This is a genomic window from Streptomyces actinomycinicus (genome assembly GCF_016741775.1).
Classification (GTDB): domain Bacteria; phylum Actinomycetota; class Actinomycetes; order Streptomycetales; family Streptomycetaceae; genus Streptomyces; species Streptomyces actinomycinicus.
The window spans coordinates 25269-46435 of record NZ_JAERRK010000035.1; the positions used below are offsets into that span (position 1 = coordinate 25269).

Annotated in this window: 26 protein-coding genes and 2 pseudogenes; 14 read left to right on the top strand and 14 right to left on the bottom strand. The window is 67.8% G+C overall.

Annotation, left to right across the window (positions count from 1 at the left end):
* Positions 1-43 precede the first annotated feature (43 nt).
* From JK359_RS37290 to JK359_RS37300, 3 genes and pseudogenes are all read left to right on the top strand, one after another.
* Positions 44-814 carry a class I SAM-dependent methyltransferase gene (locus tag JK359_RS37290; protein WP_201844074.1) on the top strand — a complete coding sequence of 257 codons (771 nt, stop codon included), beginning with the start codon at positions 44-46 and terminating at the stop codon, positions 812-814.
* Between the two features lie 513 nt (positions 815-1327).
* Positions 1328-2131 (top strand): class I SAM-dependent methyltransferase, encoded by an 804-nt coding sequence (locus JK359_RS37295; protein WP_201844075.1) that lies wholly within the window; start codon positions 1328-1330, stop codon positions 2129-2131.
* Positions 2132-2231: 100 nt separating this feature from the next.
* Positions 2232-2414, top strand: a pseudogene (locus JK359_RS37300) (IS5/IS1182 family transposase); the annotation flags it as partial.
* 28 nt (positions 2415-2442) lie between these two features.
* Here JK359_RS37300 and JK359_RS37305 read toward each other — a convergent pair.
* The 4 genes and pseudogenes from JK359_RS37305 to JK359_RS37320 form a co-directional block, all read right to left on the bottom strand.
* Positions 2443-3462 (bottom strand): hypothetical protein, encoded by a 1020-nt coding sequence (locus tag JK359_RS37305; protein WP_201844076.1) that lies wholly within the window; start codon positions 3460-3462, stop codon positions 2443-2445.
* Positions 3463-4718: 1256 nt separating this feature from the next.
* Positions 4719-5046, bottom strand: a pseudogene (locus JK359_RS37310) (helix-turn-helix domain-containing protein).
* The gene (locus JK359_RS37315) at positions 5043-5189 is read right to left on the bottom strand and encodes a hypothetical protein (RefSeq protein ID WP_236679054.1); all 147 of its coding nucleotides are present in this window, start codon (positions 5187-5189) and stop codon (positions 5043-5045) included. The pseudogene JK359_RS37310 and the gene JK359_RS37315 overlap by 4 nt, the downstream one beginning before the upstream one ends.
* 179 nt (positions 5190-5368) lie before the next feature.
* Positions 5369-6403 (bottom strand): hypothetical protein, encoded by a 1035-nt coding sequence (locus JK359_RS37320; protein WP_307788449.1) that lies wholly within the window; start codon positions 6401-6403, stop codon positions 5369-5371.
* 435 nt (positions 6404-6838) lie between these two features.
* On the opposite strand from JK359_RS37320, the gene JK359_RS37325 reads away from it, so the two are divergent.
* Positions 6839-7042, top strand: a complete 204-nt coding sequence (locus JK359_RS37325; RefSeq protein WP_201844077.1) for a hypothetical protein — start codon at positions 6839-6841, stop codon at positions 7040-7042.
* Between the two features lie 9 nt (positions 7043-7051).
* Here the strand turns inward: JK359_RS37325 and JK359_RS37330 are convergent.
* Positions 7052-7875, bottom strand: a protein-coding gene (locus JK359_RS37330; protein WP_201844078.1) for an IS5 family transposase whose coding sequence is annotated in 2 segments (ribosomal slippage) — positions 7052-7555 and positions 7558-7875 — 822 coding nt in all. Because the reading frame shifts where the segments join, the coding sequence is not laid out codon by codon here.
* A gap of 90 nt (positions 7876-7965) precedes the next feature.
* On the opposite strand from JK359_RS37330, the gene JK359_RS40295 reads away from it, so the two are divergent.
* On the top strand, positions 7966-8331 hold the full coding sequence (locus JK359_RS40295; RefSeq protein WP_504739959.1) for an NsdA family TPR-like regulatory protein: 366 nt from the start codon (positions 7966-7968) through the stop codon (positions 8329-8331).
* Between the two features lie 53 nt (positions 8332-8384).
* On the opposite strand, the gene JK359_RS39655 is transcribed toward JK359_RS40295, so the two are convergent.
* From JK359_RS39655 to JK359_RS37355, 5 genes are all read right to left on the bottom strand, one after another.
* A complete protein-coding gene (locus JK359_RS39655; RefSeq protein WP_236679060.1) occupies positions 8385-8699 on the bottom strand; it encodes a glycosyltransferase in 315 nt (104 codons plus the stop codon).
* On the bottom strand, positions 8582-9271 hold the full coding sequence (locus JK359_RS39660) for a glycosyltransferase (RefSeq protein WP_307788450.1): 690 nt from the start codon (positions 9269-9271) through the stop codon (positions 8582-8584). Before JK359_RS39660 ends, JK359_RS39655 begins: the two co-directional genes overlap by 118 nt.
* A gap of 7 nt (positions 9272-9278) precedes the next feature.
* The gene (locus JK359_RS37345) at positions 9279-9491 is read right to left on the bottom strand and encodes a hypothetical protein (protein WP_201844080.1); all 213 of its coding nucleotides are present in this window, start codon (positions 9489-9491) and stop codon (positions 9279-9281) included.
* A 75-nt stretch (positions 9492-9566) separates the two neighbouring features.
* Entirely contained in the window at positions 9567-10874 is a 1308-nt protein-coding gene (locus JK359_RS37350; protein ID WP_201844081.1) for a hypothetical protein, read from the bottom strand.
* 47 nt (positions 10875-10921) lie between these two features.
* Positions 10922-12172: a nucleotide sugar dehydrogenase gene (locus JK359_RS37355; RefSeq protein ID WP_201844082.1), complete on the bottom strand. Its 1251-nt coding sequence runs from the start codon at positions 12170-12172 to the stop codon at positions 10922-10924.
* Between the two features lie 66 nt (positions 12173-12238).
* On the opposite strand from JK359_RS37355, the gene JK359_RS37360 reads away from it, so the two are divergent.
* The gene (locus tag JK359_RS37360) at positions 12239-13012 is read left to right on the top strand and encodes a glycosyltransferase family 2 protein (protein ID WP_201844083.1); all 774 of its coding nucleotides are present in this window, start codon (positions 12239-12241) and stop codon (positions 13010-13012) included.
* 136 nt (positions 13013-13148) lie between these two features.
* Here the strand turns inward: JK359_RS37360 and JK359_RS37365 are convergent, their stop codons facing one another.
* The 4 genes from JK359_RS37365 to JK359_RS37380 all read right to left on the bottom strand — a co-directional run bounded on the left by JK359_RS37365 (position 13149) and on the right by JK359_RS37380 (position 16066).
* Entirely contained in the window at positions 13149-14048 is a 900-nt protein-coding gene (locus tag JK359_RS37365; RefSeq protein ID WP_201844084.1) for a TauD/TfdA family dioxygenase, read from the bottom strand.
* Positions 14049-14167: 119 nt separating this feature from the next.
* The gene (locus JK359_RS37370) at positions 14168-14593 is read right to left on the bottom strand and encodes an ATP-binding protein (protein WP_201844085.1); all 426 of its coding nucleotides are present in this window, start codon (positions 14591-14593) and stop codon (positions 14168-14170) included.
* Positions 14594-14864: 271 nt separating this feature from the next.
* Positions 14865-15197, bottom strand: coding sequence for a hypothetical protein (locus tag JK359_RS37375; protein ID WP_236679055.1), 333 nt, complete (start codon positions 15195-15197; stop codon positions 14865-14867).
* Between the two features lie 236 nt (positions 15198-15433).
* On the bottom strand, positions 15434-16066 hold the full coding sequence (locus JK359_RS37380; protein ID WP_201844086.1) for an SMI1/KNR4 family protein: 633 nt from the start codon (positions 16064-16066) through the stop codon (positions 15434-15436).
* A gap of 585 nt (positions 16067-16651) precedes the next feature.
* Here JK359_RS37380 and JK359_RS39665 point away from each other — a divergent pair.
* From JK359_RS39665 to JK359_RS37410, 8 genes are all read left to right on the top strand, one after another.
* Entirely contained in the window at positions 16652-16876 is a 225-nt protein-coding gene (locus JK359_RS39665) for a hypothetical protein (RefSeq protein WP_236679056.1), read from the top strand.
* A 156-nt stretch (positions 16877-17032) separates the two neighbouring features.
* Positions 17033-17221 carry a sigma-70 family RNA polymerase sigma factor gene (locus JK359_RS39670; protein WP_236679057.1) on the top strand — a complete coding sequence of 63 codons (189 nt, stop codon included), beginning with the start codon at positions 17033-17035 and terminating at the stop codon, positions 17219-17221.
* Entirely contained in the window at positions 17218-17424 is a 207-nt protein-coding gene (locus JK359_RS37390) for a hypothetical protein (protein WP_201844087.1), read from the top strand. Before JK359_RS39670 ends, JK359_RS37390 begins: the two co-directional genes overlap by 4 nt.
* Positions 17425-17480: 56 nt before the next feature.
* Positions 17481-17930, top strand: coding sequence for a hypothetical protein (locus JK359_RS37395; RefSeq protein ID WP_201844088.1), 450 nt, complete (start codon positions 17481-17483; stop codon positions 17928-17930).
* 184 nt (positions 17931-18114) lie between these two features.
* A complete protein-coding gene (locus tag JK359_RS40050; RefSeq protein WP_269139081.1) occupies positions 18115-18237 on the top strand; it encodes a hypothetical protein in 123 nt (40 codons plus the stop codon).
* Between the two features lie 174 nt (positions 18238-18411).
* Positions 18412-18723 (top strand): hypothetical protein, encoded by a 312-nt coding sequence (locus tag JK359_RS37400; protein WP_201844089.1) that lies wholly within the window; start codon positions 18412-18414, stop codon positions 18721-18723.
* A 459-nt stretch (positions 18724-19182) separates the two neighbouring features.
* Positions 19183-19809 (top strand): hypothetical protein, encoded by a 627-nt coding sequence (locus tag JK359_RS37405; protein WP_201844090.1) that lies wholly within the window; start codon positions 19183-19185, stop codon positions 19807-19809.
* 84 nt (positions 19810-19893) lie between these two features.
* The gene (locus tag JK359_RS37410; RefSeq protein ID WP_307788451.1) at positions 19894-20748 is read left to right on the top strand and encodes a GNAT family N-acetyltransferase; all 855 of its coding nucleotides are present in this window, start codon (positions 19894-19896) and stop codon (positions 20746-20748) included.
* Positions 20749-21167 lie beyond the last annotated feature (419 nt).

Genomic DNA, 21167 nt, shown 5'->3' on the forward strand with positions numbered 1-21167 from the left:
CACTATTCAGTGCGGCGGGCCCGCCTGGCTCTAGGCTGCGACGATGGAACGCGCAACCGGCATACCCGAGAGCTTCCCTGATGCTGCGGAACCGGCCCGGGTGAACGACTACGACAGTTTCGCCGACGCGTATGCGGCGGAGAACGAGAACAACCTCGTGAACGCGTACTACGAACGGCCCGCGATGTTAGCCCTCACCGGGGACGTGACTGGCCACCGAGTTCTGGACGCTGGCTGCGGCTCGGGCCCACTGGCCGCCGCACTGCGCGACCGCGGCGCGGTCGCCACCGGGATCGACGCCAGCGCGGGGATGCTCGCACTGGCCAGGCAGAGGCTCGGTGATGACGTAGCCCTGCACGTGGCCGACCTGGGCGAGCGCCTGCCGTTCAAGGACGGCGCGTTCGACGACGTGGTCGCGTCGCTGGTCCTGCACTACCTGGAGAACTGGGGGCCGACGCTGGCCGAGTTTCGGCGAGTACTCAGGCCCGGCGGCCGGCTGATCGTGTCCGTGGATCACCCGGTCACGGCGTACACGTTCCGGGACCCTCGGCCCGACTACTTCGCGACCACGAGCTACACCTTCGACTGGATGCTCGGCGGGCAGTCCACCCCGATGCGACTCTGGCGAAAGCCGTTGCACGCAATGATCGACGCTTTCACGACTGCGGGCTTTGGCCTGTCCGTCATCAGCGAGCCGCAGCCTGACCCAGTCGCCCGGGCCCTGTTCCCCGACGGCTTCGACGACCTTTCGACCAAGCCCTGCTTCCTGTTCTTCGTTGTCGAGGCGCTGCCGTCGGTCACTGGCCCGGAGTAGCGCGTCGAGGCTGCTGGAGACGTCGAGGTCGCCCAGGTGAGATGACGTCAGGTGCCTGAGCAACCCTGCCACCTCACCTGAGCCCCTCCCTCGGCGGCAGGAGGGCAGGTCTATTGCGTCAGATGGTGCGCAAAGCCCGCCGTATCGCCGATGCGGGAGCTACTGACGAGCCTTCCGAGGCCGTTGTCCGGGGCACCGGTCATCCGCCCTCTGGTGCGTCGTAGGAGAACCTGTATCCGGCGAAGTCGGCGAGATGGACGTAGCCGCTGTGCCTAAAGCGCTCCGCAGTGAACGCGCGCTTGCCGACCGCGGTCCCCATTGCGGCCGATGGGGCGCCGGTGGAGTGGGGACCTGCGCCGGTCCGGCGTGTCGTGGTTTCCCACGAAATCCGGTGGAGTCTCAGCGGCCGGAAGTGGTTGGGTCCTGCTCAATGCTGCGCTGACACGGCCCGGCACAGTGCGAGGGGCAAGGTCCGAATCGCAGGCGCGGTCTAGCCCCGCGTGTCGTCGAGTGATGGAGGTTATTGCGGTGGCTGGTTATAGGGCGCTTTCCGACGTATACGAGTGGCTGATCGGGGACGACAGGTTGACCCCCGCCAAGGCAGCTGCGGTTTACTACAGCGGTGTCGTGGGCTCTCTGCCGCCCAACGCGCGCGTCCTCGACTGCGCGTGTGGAACCGGCCAGCTCGCCGTCGGTCTCGCGAGTCTTGGCCTTGACGTGGTCGCCGCAGACGCCAGCGATGGGATGGTTCGCCGGACCGAGAAGGCCGCCGACGAGCAGGGTGTCTCGCTTCGAGCCCTCCGCGCGAGCTGGGACGAGCTGCCCGACCACCTGGAGGACTCCACGTTCGATCTGGTGTTCTGCGTCGGCAACTCGCTCGGGCACGCCGAGGGCGCAGCCGGGCGCCTGACCGCACTGGAAGCGATGTCGCGGCTGCTGAATCCGGGCGGACGCCTTGTGCTCCACTCACGCAACTGGGAGCTCGTGCGCTCTGCCGGCTCACGGGTAGACGTCCGCGATCGACTCATCCGCCGCGACGACCGCGATGCGGTCGTCAGCTACTACTGGCAGATCGAGCAGTGCTGGGAGCAGGAACACTTCCTTGAGATCGTGGTCGCCCAGATCGAGCCGGATGGGGTAGTGCGAGCTTGCTCGGAGCGGTTGTCCATCTGGCCCTACCGGTACGAGGATCTCGTGGCGCAGTTGCGGAGTGTCGGGCTCACGGTGCAGTCCACCACCTTCGACCCTGAGAGCGATGGATACCTGGTGGTCGCCGGCCGCGATCAGGCGCAAGGCACGTCTGAGCCGGCGCCCTGATCCGCTTTGCGTCGTTGCGTTGCCGACCTGCTGGCTCGCGACCGCCTGCAGCGGGTTCTTCGCGAAGTGTTCAGCGCTTGAGGCGGTTGCTGTGGGTGCGGTCCTCGCCGCGCTGGCTTCGGACCTGCGGACCGCGGGCTGCACCGCCTCCACCAAGGCATTCGTAATCCTGGACGGCACGCTGCTGCCGATCGACTGAATCGCGGCCGACCGGCCCTTCTGCTCTGGGAAGCATGAAAAGCACGGCATGAACGTGCAGATCATCACCGATCCCGCCGGGCGTCCTATCGTTGCCTGATGAACACACCCCATCAACTCGTTTGGTGCGGGTGCGGGCGAGCCGCGGCCAGGTAGTCGGACCAGTTCTCGCCGGTCATGGCTGCGAAGCGTTCCGCGGTTCTCGGCTGGATGCCGATCAAGTCGGAGAGCACGACGGGTGGCAGGTCGGCGAGCGCTTGCATCATGGCCGCGTTCCGGGCTGCGCGGGCGGGCAGGCCGTAGCGCTTGAGTTTGTCGGACAGTCCCGCAGGGTTGCGGGGGCGCCCGGTGGCTCGGCCCGGCACCAGGTACCTGGTGGCTTCGTTGCCGTGCCGGGATCCGTCTTCGAGGTGGTCGTCGATGAGGCGGGCGAGCTTCGGTGGAAGGACGACGGGGTGGCGGGTGATCGTCAGGTAGGTGTGAACCGCGTCGTGGTGGAGGTGGTCGGTGGTGAGTTCGACGATGCGGGTCAGAGGGAGGGCGTAGAGGCGGATGAGGGCTGCGGCGATGCGAACGTCCGACGGAAGCGTGGGGTCGGTCAGGCACCGGCGTAGTTCCTCGTAGTGGTCTTCTTCGATCTGGAACTGGCCGGGGAGCTGGGAGGGCGGGTGGCCGATGGTCAGGCCGGCCCGGGTGAGGTGGCGGGCGCCGGCCCAGCGGATGAAAGGGATGGAGCGGGCTCGCAGGGTGGGCGCCCAGATGTCCAGGTCTTCCTGTGTGAGGCTCTGGAGGGTGTGTTGCTGGGTATCCAGCCAGGTGAGGAAGTCGATGGCGGCGCGGATGTTGGCGCAGTCGCCCTTGTGGGCGGTGTAGGTGTAGCGGCCGCGCGCCGAGCGCCGAGCGCCGACGAGCGTCGCGGATGATGTGCTACTCGGCGACGGACGGATCAGGGTCGCCTGATGTCCCGGCAACTTGGCCAGCGTGCGGTCCGTCCAGTTGATGAGCAGGGCGAGGTTCTCATCGCGTGGCGGAAGTAAGCCTGCGGTGGTGAGCAGGATGCGGACGTAGGAGGTGGCGTGTCCTTGGGGCAGCGCGTCCAGGGCCGCGTGGTCGAGTTCGTCGGGCGCGGTCACCAGCTGGCCCAGAAGACGCGCGGCGGGGCTTCGGCGCAGCCAGGCCAGGACGGGGTAGGCCGCAGAGAGGCGTCGAGGGTGGTTCCGTCGCGTGAGAGCAGGCTGGTCACCTTGGCGAGGAGGGTGCAGCGTGGACAGCGGCGTCCCGGCAGGAGGTCAGCCGGCTGCTGGCAGGACGTGCAGTAATCGGGCCGCTCGTCGGGGAGGGAGCACGCCTTACAGATCCGGCCGCTGCCCGGGGTGCGGCCCACGAGAATGCGCTGCCGGCCGCACCTCGTGCACGATTCCGGCTGCGTCAGAGCAGTCCGGTAGCACGGGGGGCAGACTGGCCCTACCGGCCAGAACACGCCCACCTTCCGCTCCTGGACGCACAGAGCGCACATGTGCAGCTGCCGCTTGCGGGCCTCGCACGGGACGCACCCATCGCAGTGGAACGGTCCATTGCCGTGGTCGATGTGGTGGCCGCGACGGATCCGCCCGCATACGGTGCAGAGCTTCTCCGGCCGCACGTAGCAGCGGTAGCAGATGTCAGGAACCTCGCCTTTGGCCCGCACCCTGATGGGCCCCACCTGCTCGCAGACGCCACACCGGCGCGCAGAGCTCGCGTAGCAGTTCCCGCAGACGGGCCCGTCGACGGGCAGCGCGTTCGCCCGCCGCCGGCGGCCACAGCGGCAGCACATCTGGAGCTTCTTGGGGGCGCAGGTCTGGCCCAGGTAGGTGCCGTCGGGCAGGCGCCGGGTGGGAATCATCATCCGAAGGCAGCTGACGCACTCCTTGCGCGAGCCCGGCTCCTTCTCCTTGCACACTTGGCAGATCCGTCCGTCCGGACGTCGTGCCACTGCCTTCGCGAGCTTGCCGCACCGCGCGCACGCGACCGCCAGGCGCCGGCTGGAGCAGCCGTGGCACAATCGCCCTTCGGGACCGGCGTACGCCGGCAACGGGTTCGTCCGTCCGCAGTCGGCGCAGGGCACAAGGCCCACGTTCTCGCCGTGGCCGCCGGCGATCAGCAGTGCGATCAGCCGTACCCCGCAGGGCGGGCAGTCCGGCGTCGGCGCACTCAGCGCGTCAGATCTGGACGCCAGGTAGCGCAGCAGACGGAAGGCGTTCGGACCGCTCCGCGCCCGCGGCTTCTCGACGAACTCCTGCGCCTGCTCCATCCCGAGGTACTCCCCGACGGCCAGGTTCAGCAGGACGACGATCCGGTCACGGGCCCCGGCCAGATCCTCGCCGTACCTAGTCCGCGGTCAGGTACTTCCTCACGGCGCACCGGGACGCCGGATCGTGGTCCTGCGCTCCGTCAGCGACAGCGGTTCCTCCTCGCCGCCCGCGGCCTTCTTCACCTGCGCGTTGACGACCATCGGCTTGATGAGGTCGTTCGGTGTACAGCCGAAGATGTCACACAGCGCGACCAATGTGTCCATGCTCATCCGCTGCGGGGGCTGCGTCACCAGCCGGTAGACCTGCTCACGCGACAGGCTCACCCCGCGCTCCGCGAGCAGCGGCACGAGGTCCCGAGGTGTGGAACATCTCCTGCTCGGCCATGATCTGCCGCAGCCGCCACTCGTAGCCCATTTTCTTGATCACGTAAGGTCCCAGTCGTCGCCGATCCGGCGCTTCAGCGAAGCCTCCAGCAGGTGGTTGCGGTACTCGTCGGAGACACCCATGTAGATGGCTGTCGTCGAGCGGTGGGAGTGGCCAACCTGCTGCTGGATTATCTTGAGTCGCATCACCCGCCAGAGCCCTGACGTGGGCTGTTGCGTTGTGGACGATGTGCTCGACGAACAGGTTGTGGTGATCGTCGGCTCTCTGAGGCCGGCTTGATCGTTATCGTGACGAGACGGCAGTCGGCGCCGTTGGGAGAGCAGTTCGCTTGAATGGTTGCGCGGTACGGGCGTAGGTCGGCACCTCACGATGTCGCCGCCGGTCCCGGCGAGCGCTGCTGGTCTTGCTGATGACGGCCTGCGGCCTGGAGGGACTGGTAGCGGCTGCGCTTGTCGGTGTCGTTGAGGTGCTCGGCTGCCGTTATCGCCGGGTCGATTACTCCATTTAGCCACTTCTGCGGGACGCCTCGAAGTTGCTCGTCAGCCTCCGCGAGTAGCCGTCGGCTGGTGTTCTTGTCGGGCGCAACCGGAACAAGGAGGAAGTACTCCTTGACGACAGCGATCCACATGCCCATCCACGGCCAGTCCGGGACCGCCGAGAGGGCTTGTCCGGCTGCCTCCAGGGATTGCAGCGCGCCTGCGAAGTTGCCGGCCTGTCGTTCCAGTTTGACCAGCTGCAACAGTTTGCTGGCCTTCAGGCTCGACTCCGGTGGGCTCTGGCAGATCGCCACGGCCTCCTTCTGGACCGCCACCGCTTCGGTGAGGTAGCCGAGATGGGCCAGGTGGAACTGCAGGGTGTTGAGCGTGTCGTCGGTGCGGGGCCCACCGGCTGCCCATTCGGTCATGAACAGGCGAGACGCCTCGCGCTCGCCGAGGCGCGCGGCGTGGTAGGCCCAGGTCTTCAGGCTCTCCTCAGCCGGGTCGGCGGGAAATATCCTGCGTTGCTCTTCCAGCCATTCCTCGACGGCGGTATCGGTATGGCGGGACGGGGTAATGTCCTTGAGAAGGCGATCACGCTCAGGGTGGGAGCTGGCCCGTACCACCTCGACGGTGGCTGCGATGCCTCCCGTGAGCAGGTGGTAGAGGTGGTAGCCAAGAGCCGTGTCGAAGCTGATGTTCTTGGCGGTCCAGTGCAGCCACACGTCCTCCACCTGGCGGTGCTCGGCGACCAGGAACCCGGCCAGCGTCAGGTCGGGGGCCAGCCCCATCGGGACGGCTTCCCGATAGAAGGTGGCTTGCTCCTGAAGAAGGAAGCGCAAAAGCGGTAGGTCCTCGGGGCGGCGATCGTATTGCAATGCCCACAGAACCCCGAAGCGAGCGGCCCCGTTGCGGTCGGTCACGCGGCCTTCCCCGGTGTGCTCCGCGCGGAAGACGAGGTCGTTCCACGTCGCCGGGTCCCGCCGGGCTCGGTCGAGATCCCTTCTGGGCCCGTGCAGGAGTCGTTCTTGCTCGTCAGTGGTCCCCATCATGTTCCTCTCACTCGATCCGTAGTGATTCTGTCGGCTCGTTGTTCGCCGAGTGCGAGGGCCAGCTGGTCCCGGAGGCGACGGTTCTCCTCTGTCAGTTTCCGAACGCGAGTGTTGGCCACTTCGAGGCGCCGCAGGAGGGAAGCGTCGGACGTGCGCTGACCAGCCGGGAGTTGTGACGAGGGTGCTCGGCGGCGTGCTGCCCGTAGGCGTTCGACCTCGGTCCGCAGGTCCGGCTGGCCGTAGAGCCAGGAGCGGGAAACGCCCGCTCGTTACGCGACGGCCTCGAACGTGACCGGTTCCCCGGCAGTGTCGAACTCGCGTAGTGCCTGGATCGCTCTGGAGCGTGTGTACTCGCTGCGGCGACGGGCAGCGTCGATCGACCTGATCGACGAACAGCGCTACACCCGTCCCCTGGGAGTACGCCTGCACAAGCTCGCCGCCAGCCTCTCCCAGACAGTCGCCTGGATCCGTTTCGACCACGGCCAGCACGACGCAGCCAGCCGGTACTAGGGTCCGTCTTCAAACGGATCCTGCCCAGAGCAGGAATGAAGCGAGTGCGACCGCCGCTTCGTAGGAGGTGGCGGTCTTCTCGTATCTGGTGGCGATGCCGCGGAAGCCTTTGAGCCGGTTGAAGCAGCGCTCGATGATGTTGCGTCGGCGGTAGGTCTCCCGGTTGAATCCTGGCGATCTGCCGCCGTGGCGGCCGCGGTTGTGGCGGTGTCGTCGCTGGTCGGTCTTCTCGGGGATGACGTGCGCGATGCCACGTTTACGCAGGTAGGAGGGGAAGCCGCGGGAGCTGTAGGCCTTGTCTGCAACGACGTGGTCGGGTTTGCAGCGCGGTCGGCCTGGGCCGATGCGGGGAACGCGGATTCGTTCCAGCAGAGGGCGTGCGCAGATGCTGTCGTGGCGTTGGCCCGGTGTCACGAAGATGGCGAGCGGGCGTCCTTTGCCGTCGCAGGCGAGGTGGATTTTGGTGGTCAGTCCTCCTCGGGATCGGCCGAGGGCGTGATCGTCCGGTTCGTCCGCCCGTTGCTGCCCCCTTTTCGGCCGGTGGCGGCGGCGTGCTGGTGGGCGCGGACGACGGTGGAGTCGATCTGGACCAGCCAGTCGATGTCGCCGGCTGCGTCGGCTTGGGCCTGGATCTGCTGCAGGGCCGGGGTGAGCACACCGTCCAGGGCGTACCGGCGGAAGCGGGTGTACACCGTCTTCCACGAGCCGTAACGGGCTGGCAGGTCGCGCCAGGAGATCCCGGTGCGGATTTTGTAGACCATGCCGTTGATGATCTTCCGGTCCTCGACGCGAGGTCGGCCCGTCACGGCTCGGGGTATCAGTGGAGCGAGCAACTCCCACTTTCGGTGAGTTCATGGCGGCGTATCACGCCCACCGTGATCCATCACGAGATGATCTTTGAAGACGGACCCTAGATCGCCGGGCTGCACGACGCTCACGCCGGGGACGACCGAGACATGGGAGCGGCCCTCCTCAGCGACCTCGCCTACCAGGCCTCCTGGCGGGACGACCCCGCCACCGCCGCCGGCATCCTCACCAAGGCCCTCAGCCGCACCACCCACCCCGTGGCCAGCTCTCTGCTGCACTTGCGACTGGCACGCGCCCAAGCCGCGCTCTGCGACCGCAGCGCCACCCTGCGCTCCCTGAATACGGCAGAACGCCTGCTCGACGCCGGGGACACGGGCGACACCCCCGCATGGTGCTCGTGGATGTCGCCCGCCGTTATGCGATCTGTCAAACTGTCTCAACGCCGAGGTGTCTCACAGCTTATCTACGTCCTGGCATCGTGAATCATCACAGGACGCGACCTCACCAGTCCCGAGGCCGGTATCGAAACACCGAGTTAGGAGGTAACCCGGAGCGTCAAGTCGTGAAGCTGGCGGCCGGTGGCAGTGATGTCGTATCGGCGCGCGTTATGTAGAGCCGCCTTGATCAGGGCCTTCCGCCGATGGAAGTCTCGGCCCATCTCGTCTAGGGCCACGGCCAGCGAGCACGGGTCGCCGGGAGTGTACGGAACACCAGCGCTCCCGAGGATTTCCCTCACACCGGGAAGATCGGAGTAGACAACCGGAAGTCCGTGGGCTTGGGCCTCAATGAGGACGAGCCCGAAAGCCTCCAGACCCTTGGTCGTGAAGACGAAGGCGTCGAAGTTCGGCAGGCGGCGCCACAGTTCGGCGCGGGCAGGAACGGATAAAAATGGACTCGATCCCGCAGGCCGAGTTCGATAGTCCGCTGTTCCAGATGCTCCCGTAGGGGTCCGTTGCCGATCACGGTCAAGTGGTGCGGCTGATCGGTCAATGCGAGGGATTCGACGGCGGTGATCGTAGATTTGTTGTCGTCCAGGCGACCGGCGTGTACCAGAGACAGGGGACCGGACCCTGCGGACGGCTGATCGCGTACATGGGCATCGGCCAGACGGATGCCCCACGGGATGATGACGATGCGGTCGGTGAACCGGCGCCCGGTGAGGCGATCGATGCGGTCGGCGAGGACCGAGGTCGGGGTGACGATCGCGGCGCTGGCACCGGCGACTTCGAGCACAGCCTCGTGCTCCGCCATGTTGCGCTCGGCCGCCATCACTTCGGGGCCGTGAGCGATGGAGATGATCGGGATCGTGCCGGCGGTGCGACTGAGCGCGAGGCTGAGTGCGAACCCGACGTTCTGGGCGTGGATGGCGTCCGGCCGGATCTGCTCGATGAGCTTCCCTACCTCTTGCGTCAGCTCGTCCACGTAGGTGTCAGCCAGGGCCCTGGGGTTGCTTCGTCGCGGAGAGGGGGATCAGGTGATCGAACGCGGTCTTCCACACCTGATGGACCGGTGTCCGGCCGAGGAAGGTCGTATGGGTGTTGGGCATGGCGTGGTAGAGGTCGCCGACGAGGATCATGCTGCCGGACGAAGGCTCGGACGTGCGGTTGATGCCGGTGAGGATAGTCAAGGGTTTCGTGGTCACGCGGAGATCCCCTCGATAGATGACCGGTGGGCGGGAACCGAGGACGGGGCACTACGGTCCACCATGACCTGCGGATCAGTGGTGATCATCCGTCCGCGGTTGCGAGGTGGCGCCCACCACGACGCCAGGTGCGGCGTGAGGACAGCGGTGATCTCCTGGGCTGGGTGCAGGAAGCCTCTGCTGTCCCGCTTTGCCGTCCACGCCCTGACTGCCGACCGGGGGGTAGACGGGGTGTATCCCGATCTCGCCCTTGGGGAGGACGCCGTTGAAGGGCGTGGGGATGCCCTCGTGGTTCCAGTAGTCCCAAGCCTCCAGCGCCTTGGCCTTCTCGAAGCAGTGGTAGAGCTGCCGATAGCGTGGCATGTACCGGATCTCACGGAAGATCATCTGCCCGATCAGTCCCGGCGCGATGTACCGGAGCGCGCTGAGATCAATGCCTCGGAAGGTCACCGTGGCCGCGTCCTGGGACGGGTGCAGCGCGATCCGGGCGAACAGATGGGACAGCCGTCGCCGCACGTACTCGGCGGCTCCCGGAGCGAGCGCGGGTTCCACGCCGGCGATGAGCTGGACGAGCTGCTGGTGGCGCGGATGGAAGCGGGCCAGGTCGAACAATCGATGCATGCCGTCCACGGCGGCGAACGCGAGTCGCTTGTACAGCCAGTTGTTCAGCTCTCCGACCTGGGCGTAGCCCTTGGTCTCCGGAGTCGTGGAGTGGAGCATCAGGTACTCGGACAGCACCTCGAAGTACAGGTAGCCGAGAAACGGTACGGCGGGCACGACAGCGGCCAGCTGGTCGATGAACTCGTGGGCCGCCGTGGCGCGGCCGACTGCGTTGTGCAGGGCCGTGTCGAGGAATCCGGCCGCGGCGCCCAGCCCGGCGAGCACGACATGGTCGAGCTGGTCGTTCTCAGCCAGGGTGAGAAGGCTCCGGTAACGCAGGTAGGTACGCAGGTGGATAGCACCGAGGTGCAGATAATCCACACCCTTGGTGGGGACCGGAGCGTCCGGGATGACCTCGAAGATCATGGGCGTGGTGTCGGGCTTCGTCTGCATCAGGTAGGCGCCGAGATTGTGCGGACGCAGTCCCTCACGCTGACGGACGAGAGGGGAGCAGTACAGGGCTCCGACCAGGCATCCGGTGGAGACGTGAAGTTCGCCGCTGGTGCGGATCGCAGTGATGTCCTTGGTGGTGTGCAGCAGGTACATGGGCTGGCCGCTGACGAGCGCTTCGGTCATCGCGCTGTGCTGGATGAGCCAGCCGTTGGGGGTGTCACCTTCCAGGTAGCGGCGCCAGTCGCCCTCGCTTTCGGCCAACGAGGCAGGGGCGGGGCGCTGCGCGGGCCGGGTGTAGTCCGTGTGGACGCGCTCCCATTCGTCACGCAAGGGAACTCCTGGGGGTTGAAGTCAGCAGCGGGTCAGGGGTTCGGGAGCTACAGGGTCTCGACGTTCGCTCCGGACAGGCGGTTTCGGCAGTCGAACACGTACGGCGCGCGCTTCTCGATCATCGCGAGGTCGAATCGCGGATGATCCATGAGAAGAACCACCGCATCAGCGGCGGCAACCTCTTCCGGGGACGCATCGACCCGGGGCACGTTCAGCTCGGTGTCGTCGCCGCCCGGGATGTTGGGTTCGGCGCCGCGGACCTCGGCGCCGAGGCCGATGAGGAGTTCAGCGACACGTGCCGACGGGGAATTGCGAAGGTCGGTGGCGTCGTACTTATAGGTCAGGCCGAGCAGCAGAATCTGAGATCCGCTGACCGGTATGCCGCGCTTGCTGAGTGCTTCCACGAGGCGTCGGACTACGTAGTCGGGCATGTGCCGGTTCACGTCGGCGGCGAGTTCCGCGAACCGGAACGGGATGCCAAGCTCCTGCTGGGCCTTCCATGAGAGGAACATCGGGTCGACGGGCAGGCAGTGCCCGCCGACCCCCGGCCCCGGAGTGAACTTCGTGAATCCGAACGGCTTGGTCGCGGCGGCGTCGATCGCCTCCCAGATATTCACGCCGAGGGCATCGGCCAGCATCGCCATCTCGTTGATCATGGAGATGTTGACGAACCGGAAGGTGTTCTCCAGCAGCTTGGCCAGCTCAGCGACCTTCGGCCCTGACACCGGCACCGTGGTCTGGAAGATGCCGTCATAGAAGTTCTTGACCACGTCGAGCGATTTGGCGTCGATTCCGGACACCAGCTTCGGCGTCCCGTCGAACGACCACCGCTTGTTTCCGATCCGCTCGGGACTGAAGCCGGCCAGGAAGTCCGCCCCGCCCTTGAGGCCCGAGGTCTCTTCCAGAATCGGCAGCAGCAGCTCCTCGGTGGTGCCGGGATAGCTCGTGGACTCCAGGACCACCGTCGCGCCGGGGCGCAGGTGCTCACCCAGTGTCCGCGCGCAGGACTCGATGTAGGTCAGGTCGGGCACGCCGTCCCGCAGCGGGGTCGGCACGGTGATCACCGCGATGTCGAAGCCGGCCAGCGCGGCGGCGTCGGCGGTCGCGGAGTAGGCCCCGGAGTCCAGCACTGCGCGCAGTCGCGTGGAGTCCACGTCCCGCACGTAGGACTGGCCGGCGGCGAGCTGCTGGACGCGGTGCGGGTCCACGTCGTAGCCGACGACACGGTGCCCCACCTCTGCGGCGCGTACGGCGAGGGGAAGCCCTACGTAGCCCTGACCAGCGACAACTATCTGCATGGCAGCTCCTACTCGATTGCGGTGTTTGAATGGACCGTCGTTCCTGGTCTGGCAAGGAGAAGTGCTGTGCCCCTGGTGTCTGTCGTGATGCCCGTCTACAATTCCGCAGCCACCCTCGGCGCGGCCGTCCGATCGGTGCTCACGCAGACGCACGCTGACGTAGAGCTGCTGGTCACCGACGACCAGTCCTCCGACAGCTCCATGGACCTGCTGATGGAGTTCGCCGCCCAGGACGAGCGCGTACTGCCCAAGACAGCGCCCGAGCGGGGCGGTGCGGGCCGGGCCCGCAACCTCGCGATCGAGCGGGCCCGCGGGGACTACGTCGCGTTCCTCGACTCCGACGACCTGTGGCTGCCGGAAAAGACCGAGAAGCAGGTCGCCTTCGCTGCCGAGGGCGATGCGCCGCTGACGTTCACCTCGTACTTCAAGATGGACGCCGACTACGCCGGCGAGAGCACGGACTGGGTCCCCAACGGGCGGGTGATCCGCGCGCGCGGGCATGTGGACTACCGCGCGATGCTGCGTCGGGACTACATCGGCGCCCTCACCGCCATGTACGACCGCAACGCCCTGGGCACCCGACTGATGCCGGAGATGCGCAAGCGCCAGGACTACGCGTTGTGGCTGAGCATCATGCGAGACGGCGCCGACGCCCGCGGTCTGGCTGAACCGCTCGCCGTGTACCGAGCAGGCCAGACGGGATCGCTGTCTTCCAACAAGCTGTCCTTGGTCAAGTACAACTGGTCGCTGTATCGCGAGCACGAGGATCTGTCGGTCCCGCAGGCGACGCGGGCGCTGGCCGGCGCTGTGTGGCAGTCGCTGCGCAACTCGCGCATCTAACGCGCGCGAGCCCGGGGAGCCCGGTGCACAGCCGTTTCCGGGTGTGCCCGACCAGGCCCCGCCCCGTAATCGTGCCGCTTGCTCTGGGGCTGGACCCGGGAACGTGACTCGGTGGGTCACCGGTGCCGTCGACCTGCTAGGCGGCCGAGCCGTCGCCGGCAGCCGCGCGCAGGAACAACTGGAGGAGCAACCGGCGGTCGGCGGCCGGGATGGTCTCCTGACCGCTGTGGAGCGCTTCCCGGCCGTGCAGGAAACGGCGCTGGTTCAGGATGAGGTAGTCCCCGGGCTGGAGCATGAAGGAGACCTGCCCCCGGACAAGTTCCTCGGCGAGTTCCCTGGCGGATTCGGCGTGCGCCTGGCAGAGTTCGGACCTGTCCAGCATCTTGGCGGTGAACCGGACGAACCCCTCGCCCGGGTCGGAGCCGTCCAGGACCGGAAACGGGCCGTACTCCTCGCCCACACCGAACAGGTCGAAGGAGGTCCCGTAGTGGTAAGCCGACTCAGCCAGCAGGGCGCGGCAGTTCTCCGACAGCCGCGCCACCGCCGCGTGCGCGTCGGAGAGGATGCTGAGGCCGCCGCCGAGCGGATCGGGGCGAACGCACAGGAGTGTGGTGTAGTCCGGGGGCAGGCTCGCGTTCACCAGGTCCATATGGAAGGCGTTGTACCCGATGCCGCTGGACTTGCCGGGGTCCTTGTCGATCTTGACTCCGATGTCCTTCCACAGGGGCCACCGTGGGAAGGGCGAGAAGGGGACCGCCACCTCGGCCGCTAAGCCCGTCACCAGCCGCCGGAACCGGTTGCCGGTCCCCAGCGCCTTGGCGAGGTTCCCCAGACGCAGTACGGCATATCCGCCGTCCTCCCTGGTCAGCGCGTGGCGCAGCGTCACGGCGGTCTCCTCGAACTGCGGGGTGGCCGTCAGCTCGGTCCGGAACCGCTCCATGGTGGACTTCGCCAGGAACGAGCCCTCCAGCTCCCATGTCGGGAGAGGAAGGTCGATCAGAGCAGCTTCGAGTTCGCTCGGGATGTCGATGAACACGCGGTGCTTCCTTCTCTCTTGGGTTTTCGGGGTGTCGTTCGCGTGCTGCTGTCGTCCGGGCGCCGAAGGCGGTCCGACAGCGAGTGGGGCTCGCCGGGGCGTGGGGCCTCGGGGATGGATCAGGCCGCAACGGGAGCCAGGGGAAGGCGGATGATGATCCGCTTGCCGCCCGTGGTGGTCTCCGGGAGGACCTCGGCTCTGCCGTGGACTTCCCTCACCGGGGCGTCGACCAGGAGCAGGCCGCGGCCGCCGAGGTCGTGGGCGGCGGGCAGGGGCTTCGGCTTGAGCGGGTGGGCATCCGCGACGGCCAGCACCAGCGCGGCCTGCTCCTCGACAGCGAGGGTGACAGCGGCAGTGGGCGAGAGTACGGTCGCGTGCCGCACCACGTTCGCCACCAGCTCGCTGATGATCAGGCAGGCGGTGTCCACGACGTCCTCGAACATGCCCCAGTCGGTAAGGACCTTGGCGGTCTCGCGGCGGGCCAGCGGGACGTACTGGGCCTCGGAGACCACCTGGAAGTCGTGGCGCATCACAGTGCTGGACATCACGGGGGCTCACCCTCTCTCCGGGCGTCAGCCGCCCGGACCATGACCGAAGGTAAGAGCCCCAGCACGCAGAGGTGTTCACGACGGTGAACCCCGTGATCCCCCAGCCCGGATCAGGGACGGACAGCGAGGAACGCCAACTCGGGTGCGAGGAGTTGCGTACAGACCAACGTGCTCAACCGCGTACGGCGCCTGTGCAGAAGTCACGTATCGACCGTCCCCAGTCGCGTACGGACTGATGTGCTCAGCCGGAGCGGGGAGACGCCGCTGATCAGAGAGGCAAGCCGATGCGGTGGGCCAGGCCCCGCAGGTCCCGGGCTGCGTGGGCGGGCAGCTGCCGGTCGGTGAGGAACGCGACGGGGTTCCTCACCGGTGCGTTGGCGTGGATGCGCTGTGGTGCGATTTCCTCGGCGGTCAGCAGGGCCGCGACCGCCTGGGCCTCGCGGCCTCGCAGATGGGCCAGCGACCGGCCCAGGTCGGCGTGGAAGGCGGCCTGCCGTCCCGGAGCCTCCGCCGGAGCCAGTGGTGGGCTGCTGGGTGGCGGGGGTGGGTGTGTGCGTGGTGGTAGGTGCGTTGCCACAGGATGGGCCAGGGAGGGTTCCACCAGGGGTCGATCGTGGCGAATGCTTGTTGGGTGGGGGAGGGGTTGCTGCGTTTCTTCGCGAGTTCGCGCTGTCGGTTGAGCCATTCGCCGAGGGGTGGCTGCGTAGGTGACAGCGGAGAGCACTTGTCGGTGGGTTTCGAGAACGACGACGGGTAGATGCCTCGGAAATGTTCGCGAGAAGTAAGAGCAGTCGCGTGGTTCGTGTCGGCTCGGCGGCACGTCTGCGAGGCTGGTAGTTAGGGCAGTCCGATCGGTGCGGACCTCAGCGGTTGACCGTTGAGTTCCTCGCAGCCAGCGTCGTCCCACCAAAGCTCGCCTTTGGTGGTGAGGTAGGGATGCAGCCCGCGCACGTCACCGCCTTCGTGGAGCACATGGGCGACCGCGTGGAGAAGGCTCGCAAGATCAGGCCAGGAATCGGTGAAGTCGCCGCCACCACTGTGGCCCGCCCAACCGAGACGGCCCGCGTCCGGGCCAGGACGTTGGTCGATCACCTGCGCCCCGCCATCGGCGCTCTCGGCCCAGGGAACCCAGAGCGGGTGCCACCACGGCTCGTCGTCCCAGGGCCGACGGGTTAGCCCGTCGTTCTCCGCCGCGGCATCCATGCAGGTCTGCCAATGGTCCACGATGCTGCTCACCGGGAGCGGTGACTGCTCCGGCAGGAAGGTCGCCCAGGCGCTCACCCCGTCGTGGCAGTGCAGAGACTCAGCAAGATCACCAGGCAGTGGGATGCCGAGAAGCCGCTCCGCCTGCTGGATGTCGTCCCGTGTCGCAGGCGGATTGAGCAGGGCGAAATCGGACACCGCGTAGGTCGCCAGCCAGGCGTCGATCCGGCGCCAGGATTCCGACGGGGGCAAGATCTGCTGTGCCATGAAGCTATCCTGCCCCACGCTGGGGCCTGAGCATCGACGCTGACGAACGCACCGCCTCGCAGACGTGCTGAGCAACTGCCCGAATGTTCCCGTCACCGTCACGTCGGCCCGCTGAACCGCCGGGTGCGGCGGGCGGCGTCGGATATAGCGCGCTGCGCCGGGTGGGTGCGGCGTGTGAGGCGCTCGATGGCGGCTGCGTGAGGCAGGGCTGGGGGTTGTCCGGTTTCTGAGTGTTGGGCGTGAGGTGGTGTGATCCGGCCGTTGTTGACGCGTGGGTAGCGTGCCGGTGAAGCGCTCGGGCATCTCCTGCGGTGGGTGTTTCGAGTAGATGTCACCCGTTCGTGTAGTGCACCGGCGTGCACCTGCCAAGACCGGGGGAGTGACGTGCGCCACAGGAGGCGCGTTGCGCCGGGCGTGCGCCCTGCGGGGAGCGGCATAAAAGAGCAGTTCATGGCCTATAGACGCCGTCGCGTTGATCACGCACGGCGTTCGTGGCTGTTCGCTGAGTGATTTTCGACGTCGGGAGCATGCGTGTTCGGCGCCTTTGCCCGCTTGAGTGGTCCTCACCAGCGGGCGGGACCAACCGTGTTGTTCCCGCCCTTCGCTCCCAGCCCTCAGCGAAGAGGACTCATCAACGAAGACGTACGCGCGGACGACGGCGGCGGGCGAGTCGCCGACGCCGACGCGGTACTGCCTCTGCCACTGGAGTTCGAAGCTCTCTACGTGGCCAACCAGGAGGCGTTCCACGACTACGCCCTGTTCTACCTGGGCGGCAACGACGCCGCCGAAGAGGCCGTCCACCGGGCCTAACTGGAGATTCTCAACCACTGGAGCGCACTGCTGGAGGAGAGCAACCTCCAGCAGCAGGCCTGGGCGATCCTGCGCCGCGTCGTCATATCGCAAGCCCTGGAGGGCTTCCGCCGCAAGCTCTCCCTTCTGCGCAGCGACATCGGCCTGTTCAAGGCCATGTCCAGCCTGCCCCCGCGCCAGTTCGACGTCATCGTGCTGCGCCACGTCCTGGGCTACGACACCAAGAAGATCAGCTGGTACATGGGGGTCACCCCCAGCACGGTCGACTACCACGGCCGCAAGGCCAAGGACCGCCTGCAGCAAGCCGTCGCGTCGTACCTGAAGAAGGATGGGGACCGTACGTGAGCAGCGTGGAAGAACGCCTCAAGGCAGCCGGCAAGGCACTGCAGGAGACCCGACGTCCCTTCGACGTCGGAGCCGGCCTGCACCGCCTGGCCCGCGAAGCCGGCTACACCGCCACCGCCCGCCCCGCCCCCCGCCAGCGCACCCGCCGCAGCAGCGCCGCCGACGGCGGCATCCCCCCGGCCCCCGAGCCGGTCACCAGCTGACCGTCGTCGCCCGCTGGGCCCTCAAGCAGCCCCAGGCCGCCGACCACGTCCAGCGCTTGGCTGAGGAGATCGGCGACGAGGACACCGTCGCCCTGCACGAGGCATCGACGGAGGACCTCGACGTCGACGGCGCCCAGGTCTTCGCCTGCATGCTCTACCTCGCCGGTCACCCCGAGAGTGCCTGCTTCTGGTGGCAGCTGGCCGCCGGAGCAGGCCACCGCGTCGCCGCCTACTGCCTGTACCTGCACCACCTGGAACTCGGCGAACTCAAGGAAGCACGCCAGTGGCGCAAACAGCTCCAGCAGGACATCGACGGCCCCGACGACGTCTTCCTCAACATCATTGAACACTTCGCCGGATACGTCCGCCGGCACTGCACCGCCACACCCGTGCCCGGTCTGACCGAGGAAGTCGAACGCCTCGCCACCCGCCCCAGCGGCGACGTCCTGGTGCTACCCGAACGCGAACTCGCCGACCGCCTGCAGGACTGCACCAACCAGCACTGACACCACCCGCAAAAGCACGAGAAGAGCCCACCGGATGGTCACAGGTTCCGAGGCCACCGACCACCGACAGGCTCTCTCGCAACGCCCCATCAAGGAGCTCCCACATGCAGCGTAGGCCCACGCCCCCCCCGCTACGGCTACCACAACCGGCCCGCACCCACACGAAAGCGGCACCAAGACCGGCATGCTGGCCCGTCTGCGCAGCCACCGCCGCACCGCCACCGGCCAGTTGCTGCGCGGCTTGTGCTACGGCGCCGGCACCGGCATCGCCGGCCTGGCGTCCTGGTGGCTCCAGCAGCATCTGTAGCACGTCCCCGGCCAGCCCCGCCCTGCGTAGCCCGGAGCCTCCCGCCCAGCGCGGCCCCCACCTTGTCACCGGGGAACCGGCCGGATCACCCCCCGCGCGCTCATCAAACGCACCCTCAACCAGCCACAGCCTTGCGGCCGCACGACGGCCGAATCGACCCCCGGGGAAACAGCCATGCCTTTCGATGACGAACTCAGCAAGAGCCGCTTCGCCCGCTGGCTCGTGCATCACAGCCGCCTCGCCGGCTGCGACACCACCGCCATCCAAACCCAGATGACGATCCTCCTGCTGACGGGCATTGCCCTGTCCGACGGCCTGGACGCCACCATGACCGCAAGCCTCGCCGACGCCCTCGGCGTCACACCCCAGGACATCACGACCGCCTACATCGGCGAGATGCGGCGAACCGTCCTCACCAAGATCCGCAGCCACCCCGACCTGCGTGCGCTGGACGCGCAACTGGACCAACTCCTCCGCAACCATTGATCAAGAGCACTGCCCGTACGCTGAGCGTGTGACCATCCGCCGCACCCTTGGCGCAGGACCCCGGGCAGCGCACGGTATCGGCGCCGCCCAGGCCGACTTCTCGGCGACCTCCCCAGCGTGCGTCTTCCCGACCTGGACGAGCTGCGGGGTCGCGGTGTGCTCGGCCCCCGCCCGGTACGGCCTCAGCGCCGCGGCGCACGCTGGACGCCGGCGGCCGCTCGGACGAAGAATCGCCGCCGTCTTCCGCCTGACCCCTCCTGCTCCTGTCCACCTGCGTACGGTCCTTTCCAGAGTTCAGCCGTCTGCCCAGGTGGAACGGTTCGCCAGTGCGCTCCCTGTTGATGTGTACTAAGAGGAGTGGCGATACCGGCGCTGAGCTTGTTCTTTAACCTTTCAACCGTTGTAGGGCGGTAAGGGTCTTCTCGCGTCGCCGCCGACGTGGCCCGCTCCGGGCCCGGCGTGACGGGCGAAGTCCTGGCCGCAGGATCGCGTCTGCTGCGCCCCGAGCGGCAGGCAGCGGCCTATTGGGCGGTGAACTGGCCGGAGTGGGCCGACCCCCAAGCCACGCCCGTCCTGGCCGAGCCGTACCGGTCCAGGGCCACGGCGTGGGCCCGCGCGTGGGTCGCCGACCGCATCGCCCAGCACGCTGAAGCAGGCCGCTCCTGGGCGCAGGCCGACGCGCACGACGCGTTCTACCCCCACGACCTGCTCCCCGCCGCAGGCGACGTGCCCGAGGCCTCTCCGTACCTCACCGAGACGTTCCTGTCGGCCGCGTGGGCCCTGCCCCTGGCCGACCGCTACGGCCCACACCTGCCTACCGCCTACTGGCGGTGCAAAGCACAGGTGATCAACCTGATGCCCCGCAGCGCGGTGCGGGCCCTGCCACGACGCAAGCAGTACTACACCCAGGCCCTGGCCCGGCAGGCGGCAGCCATCACCCTCCGGCCGCCGCTGCTCGCCGCCGACCTCGGCCTGATCGACCCCGGCCGCCTCGCCCGCGAGCGGGACCCCTCCGTCCTGCTTGCCGTGGCCGCCGCCGAACAGTGGCTCCAAGGAGCCGCCGAGCGCGGATACATCCGCACCTGAAACACCCACCTGCCGGACGGGAGTCCCCTCCCGTCCGGCCTCACCTCCTGGACACAGAGAGGAGCATCGCGCATGGTCGTGTACGTGAGCCCTGTACTGGGTGTGAGCCTGCGCCCCTACGCCCCGGCCGACCGGACGGCGGTCCTGGGCCTGATCAACGCCGATCGGTTGTCCGGGCAGCCCCTCACCACCCCGGCCATGCTCGCTGAGGCGCTGGCGGGCCGCTCGGGGGTGGATGCCGGCTGGTGGGCCGAACTCGACCGTCCCGTCACGTCCGTGGCCACGGACGCCGCCGGAGCCGTCCTCGGCGTCGTCTCCTACGCGCTGCGCCCGAAGGACGCCCACGGCGTGATCCTGTGGCTGCACTGCCGGGAGAACGAGACCGTGGCCCGCGCCCTGCTCGACCACGCCGCCACTGAGCTGGGCCCCCGCCCCCTGGAGGCCTTCCACTTCACCAGCGCCCTCACCCTGGGCCTGGAAGCCCTCCCCGTCCGCCACCGCCCCGCCACCCACGCCGCCCTCACCGCCGCCGGGTACAGGGGAACCGACCTGTGGCGCTACATGCACCGCACCCTCCCTGCCCCCGAACTGCCCCGCCTCACCCACCACGACACCGAGCCCGCCACCCCTGACACCCGCCGACTCCTCGTCACCGAGGACGGCAAGACCCTCGCCGACGCCACCATCGGAACGCCCGTACAGGGCACCGGGGTTCTGTGGTGGATCGGTGTCGAGCCCGCCGCACGCGGCCGGGGACTCGGCCGTGCCCTTCTCGGCACTGCCCTGGACGCGCTCCACCGCATGGGCGCCACGGACGTGATCCTGTTCGTGGACGACGACGCGCCTGCTGGCGACGACCGAGACCGAACCGCCGCGAAAGCTCTTTACGAGTCGTCAGGATTCGAAGAGATCGACCGTCTGCACTCATTCACGAAATAGCGAAGACCGCTATTGTGGGGAGGCCCTGAAAAGGGGCCTCCCTTTTTTGTATTGCAGGAGTGGCCGGGCCTCAGTCCAGTCTCTATCCATTACTCCAGTTTGAAGCATCCATGAGCGCTGCACCCCGTCGAGGACTGCTGCGCTGCTTCAACCGCCCCCCGCCCCTCTTGCTGCTGCGTCAGGGCCGCGCGGAGCGTGGCCCGTTGCCTCGCACGCAGTGCGAGGCGCTGCGGCCGGAGCGCAGCGGCGGCCGCAACCGGCCTGGCTTTGCCAGGCCGAGCCGCGTAGCGGCTCCGCTCCTGGAGCACAGCGGAAGGAGCGTCAACCTGACCGCGCAGCGGTCAGGTTGACGCGGGGAGCGCAGCGAGCCGCCAGCGCTCACGCGGAGCGGGTCCCTCCGGGCTGCGCCCGGAGCAAGC

Bases quoted from the DNA above. Each gene is read 5' to 3' on its own strand.
- JK359_RS37400 (WP_201844089.1), top strand. From the start codon at position 18,412: ATGCCTTTCGATGACGAACTCAGCAAGAGCCGCTTCGCCCGCTGGCTC.
- JK359_RS37290 (WP_201844074.1), top strand. From the start codon at position 44: ATGGAACGCGCAACCGGCATACCCGAGAGCTTCCCTGATGCTGCGGAA.
- JK359_RS37370 (WP_201844085.1), bottom strand. From the start codon at position 14,593: ATGTCCAGCACTGTGATGCGCCACGACTTCCAGGTGGTCTCCGAGGCC.
- JK359_RS37355 (WP_201844082.1), bottom strand. From the start codon at position 12,172: ATGCAGATAGTTGTCGCTGGTCAGGGCTACGTAGGGCTTCCCCTCGCC.
- JK359_RS39670 (WP_236679057.1), top strand. From the start codon at position 17,033: ATGTCCAGCCTGCCCCCGCGCCAGTTCGACGTCATCGTGCTGCGCCAC.
- JK359_RS37295 (WP_201844075.1), top strand. From the start codon at position 1,328: ATGGAGGTTATTGCGGTGGCTGGTTATAGGGCGCTTTCCGACGTATAC.
- JK359_RS37380 (WP_201844086.1), bottom strand. From the start codon at position 16,066: ATGGCACAGCAGATCTTGCCCCCGTCGGAATCCTGGCGCCGGATCGAC.
- JK359_RS37315 (WP_236679054.1), bottom strand. From the start codon at position 5,189: ATGCGACTCAAGATAATCCAGCAGCAGGTTGGCCACTCCCACCGCTCG.
- JK359_RS40050 (WP_269139081.1), top strand. From the start codon at position 18,115: ATGCTGGCCCGTCTGCGCAGCCACCGCCGCACCGCCACCGGCCAGTTG.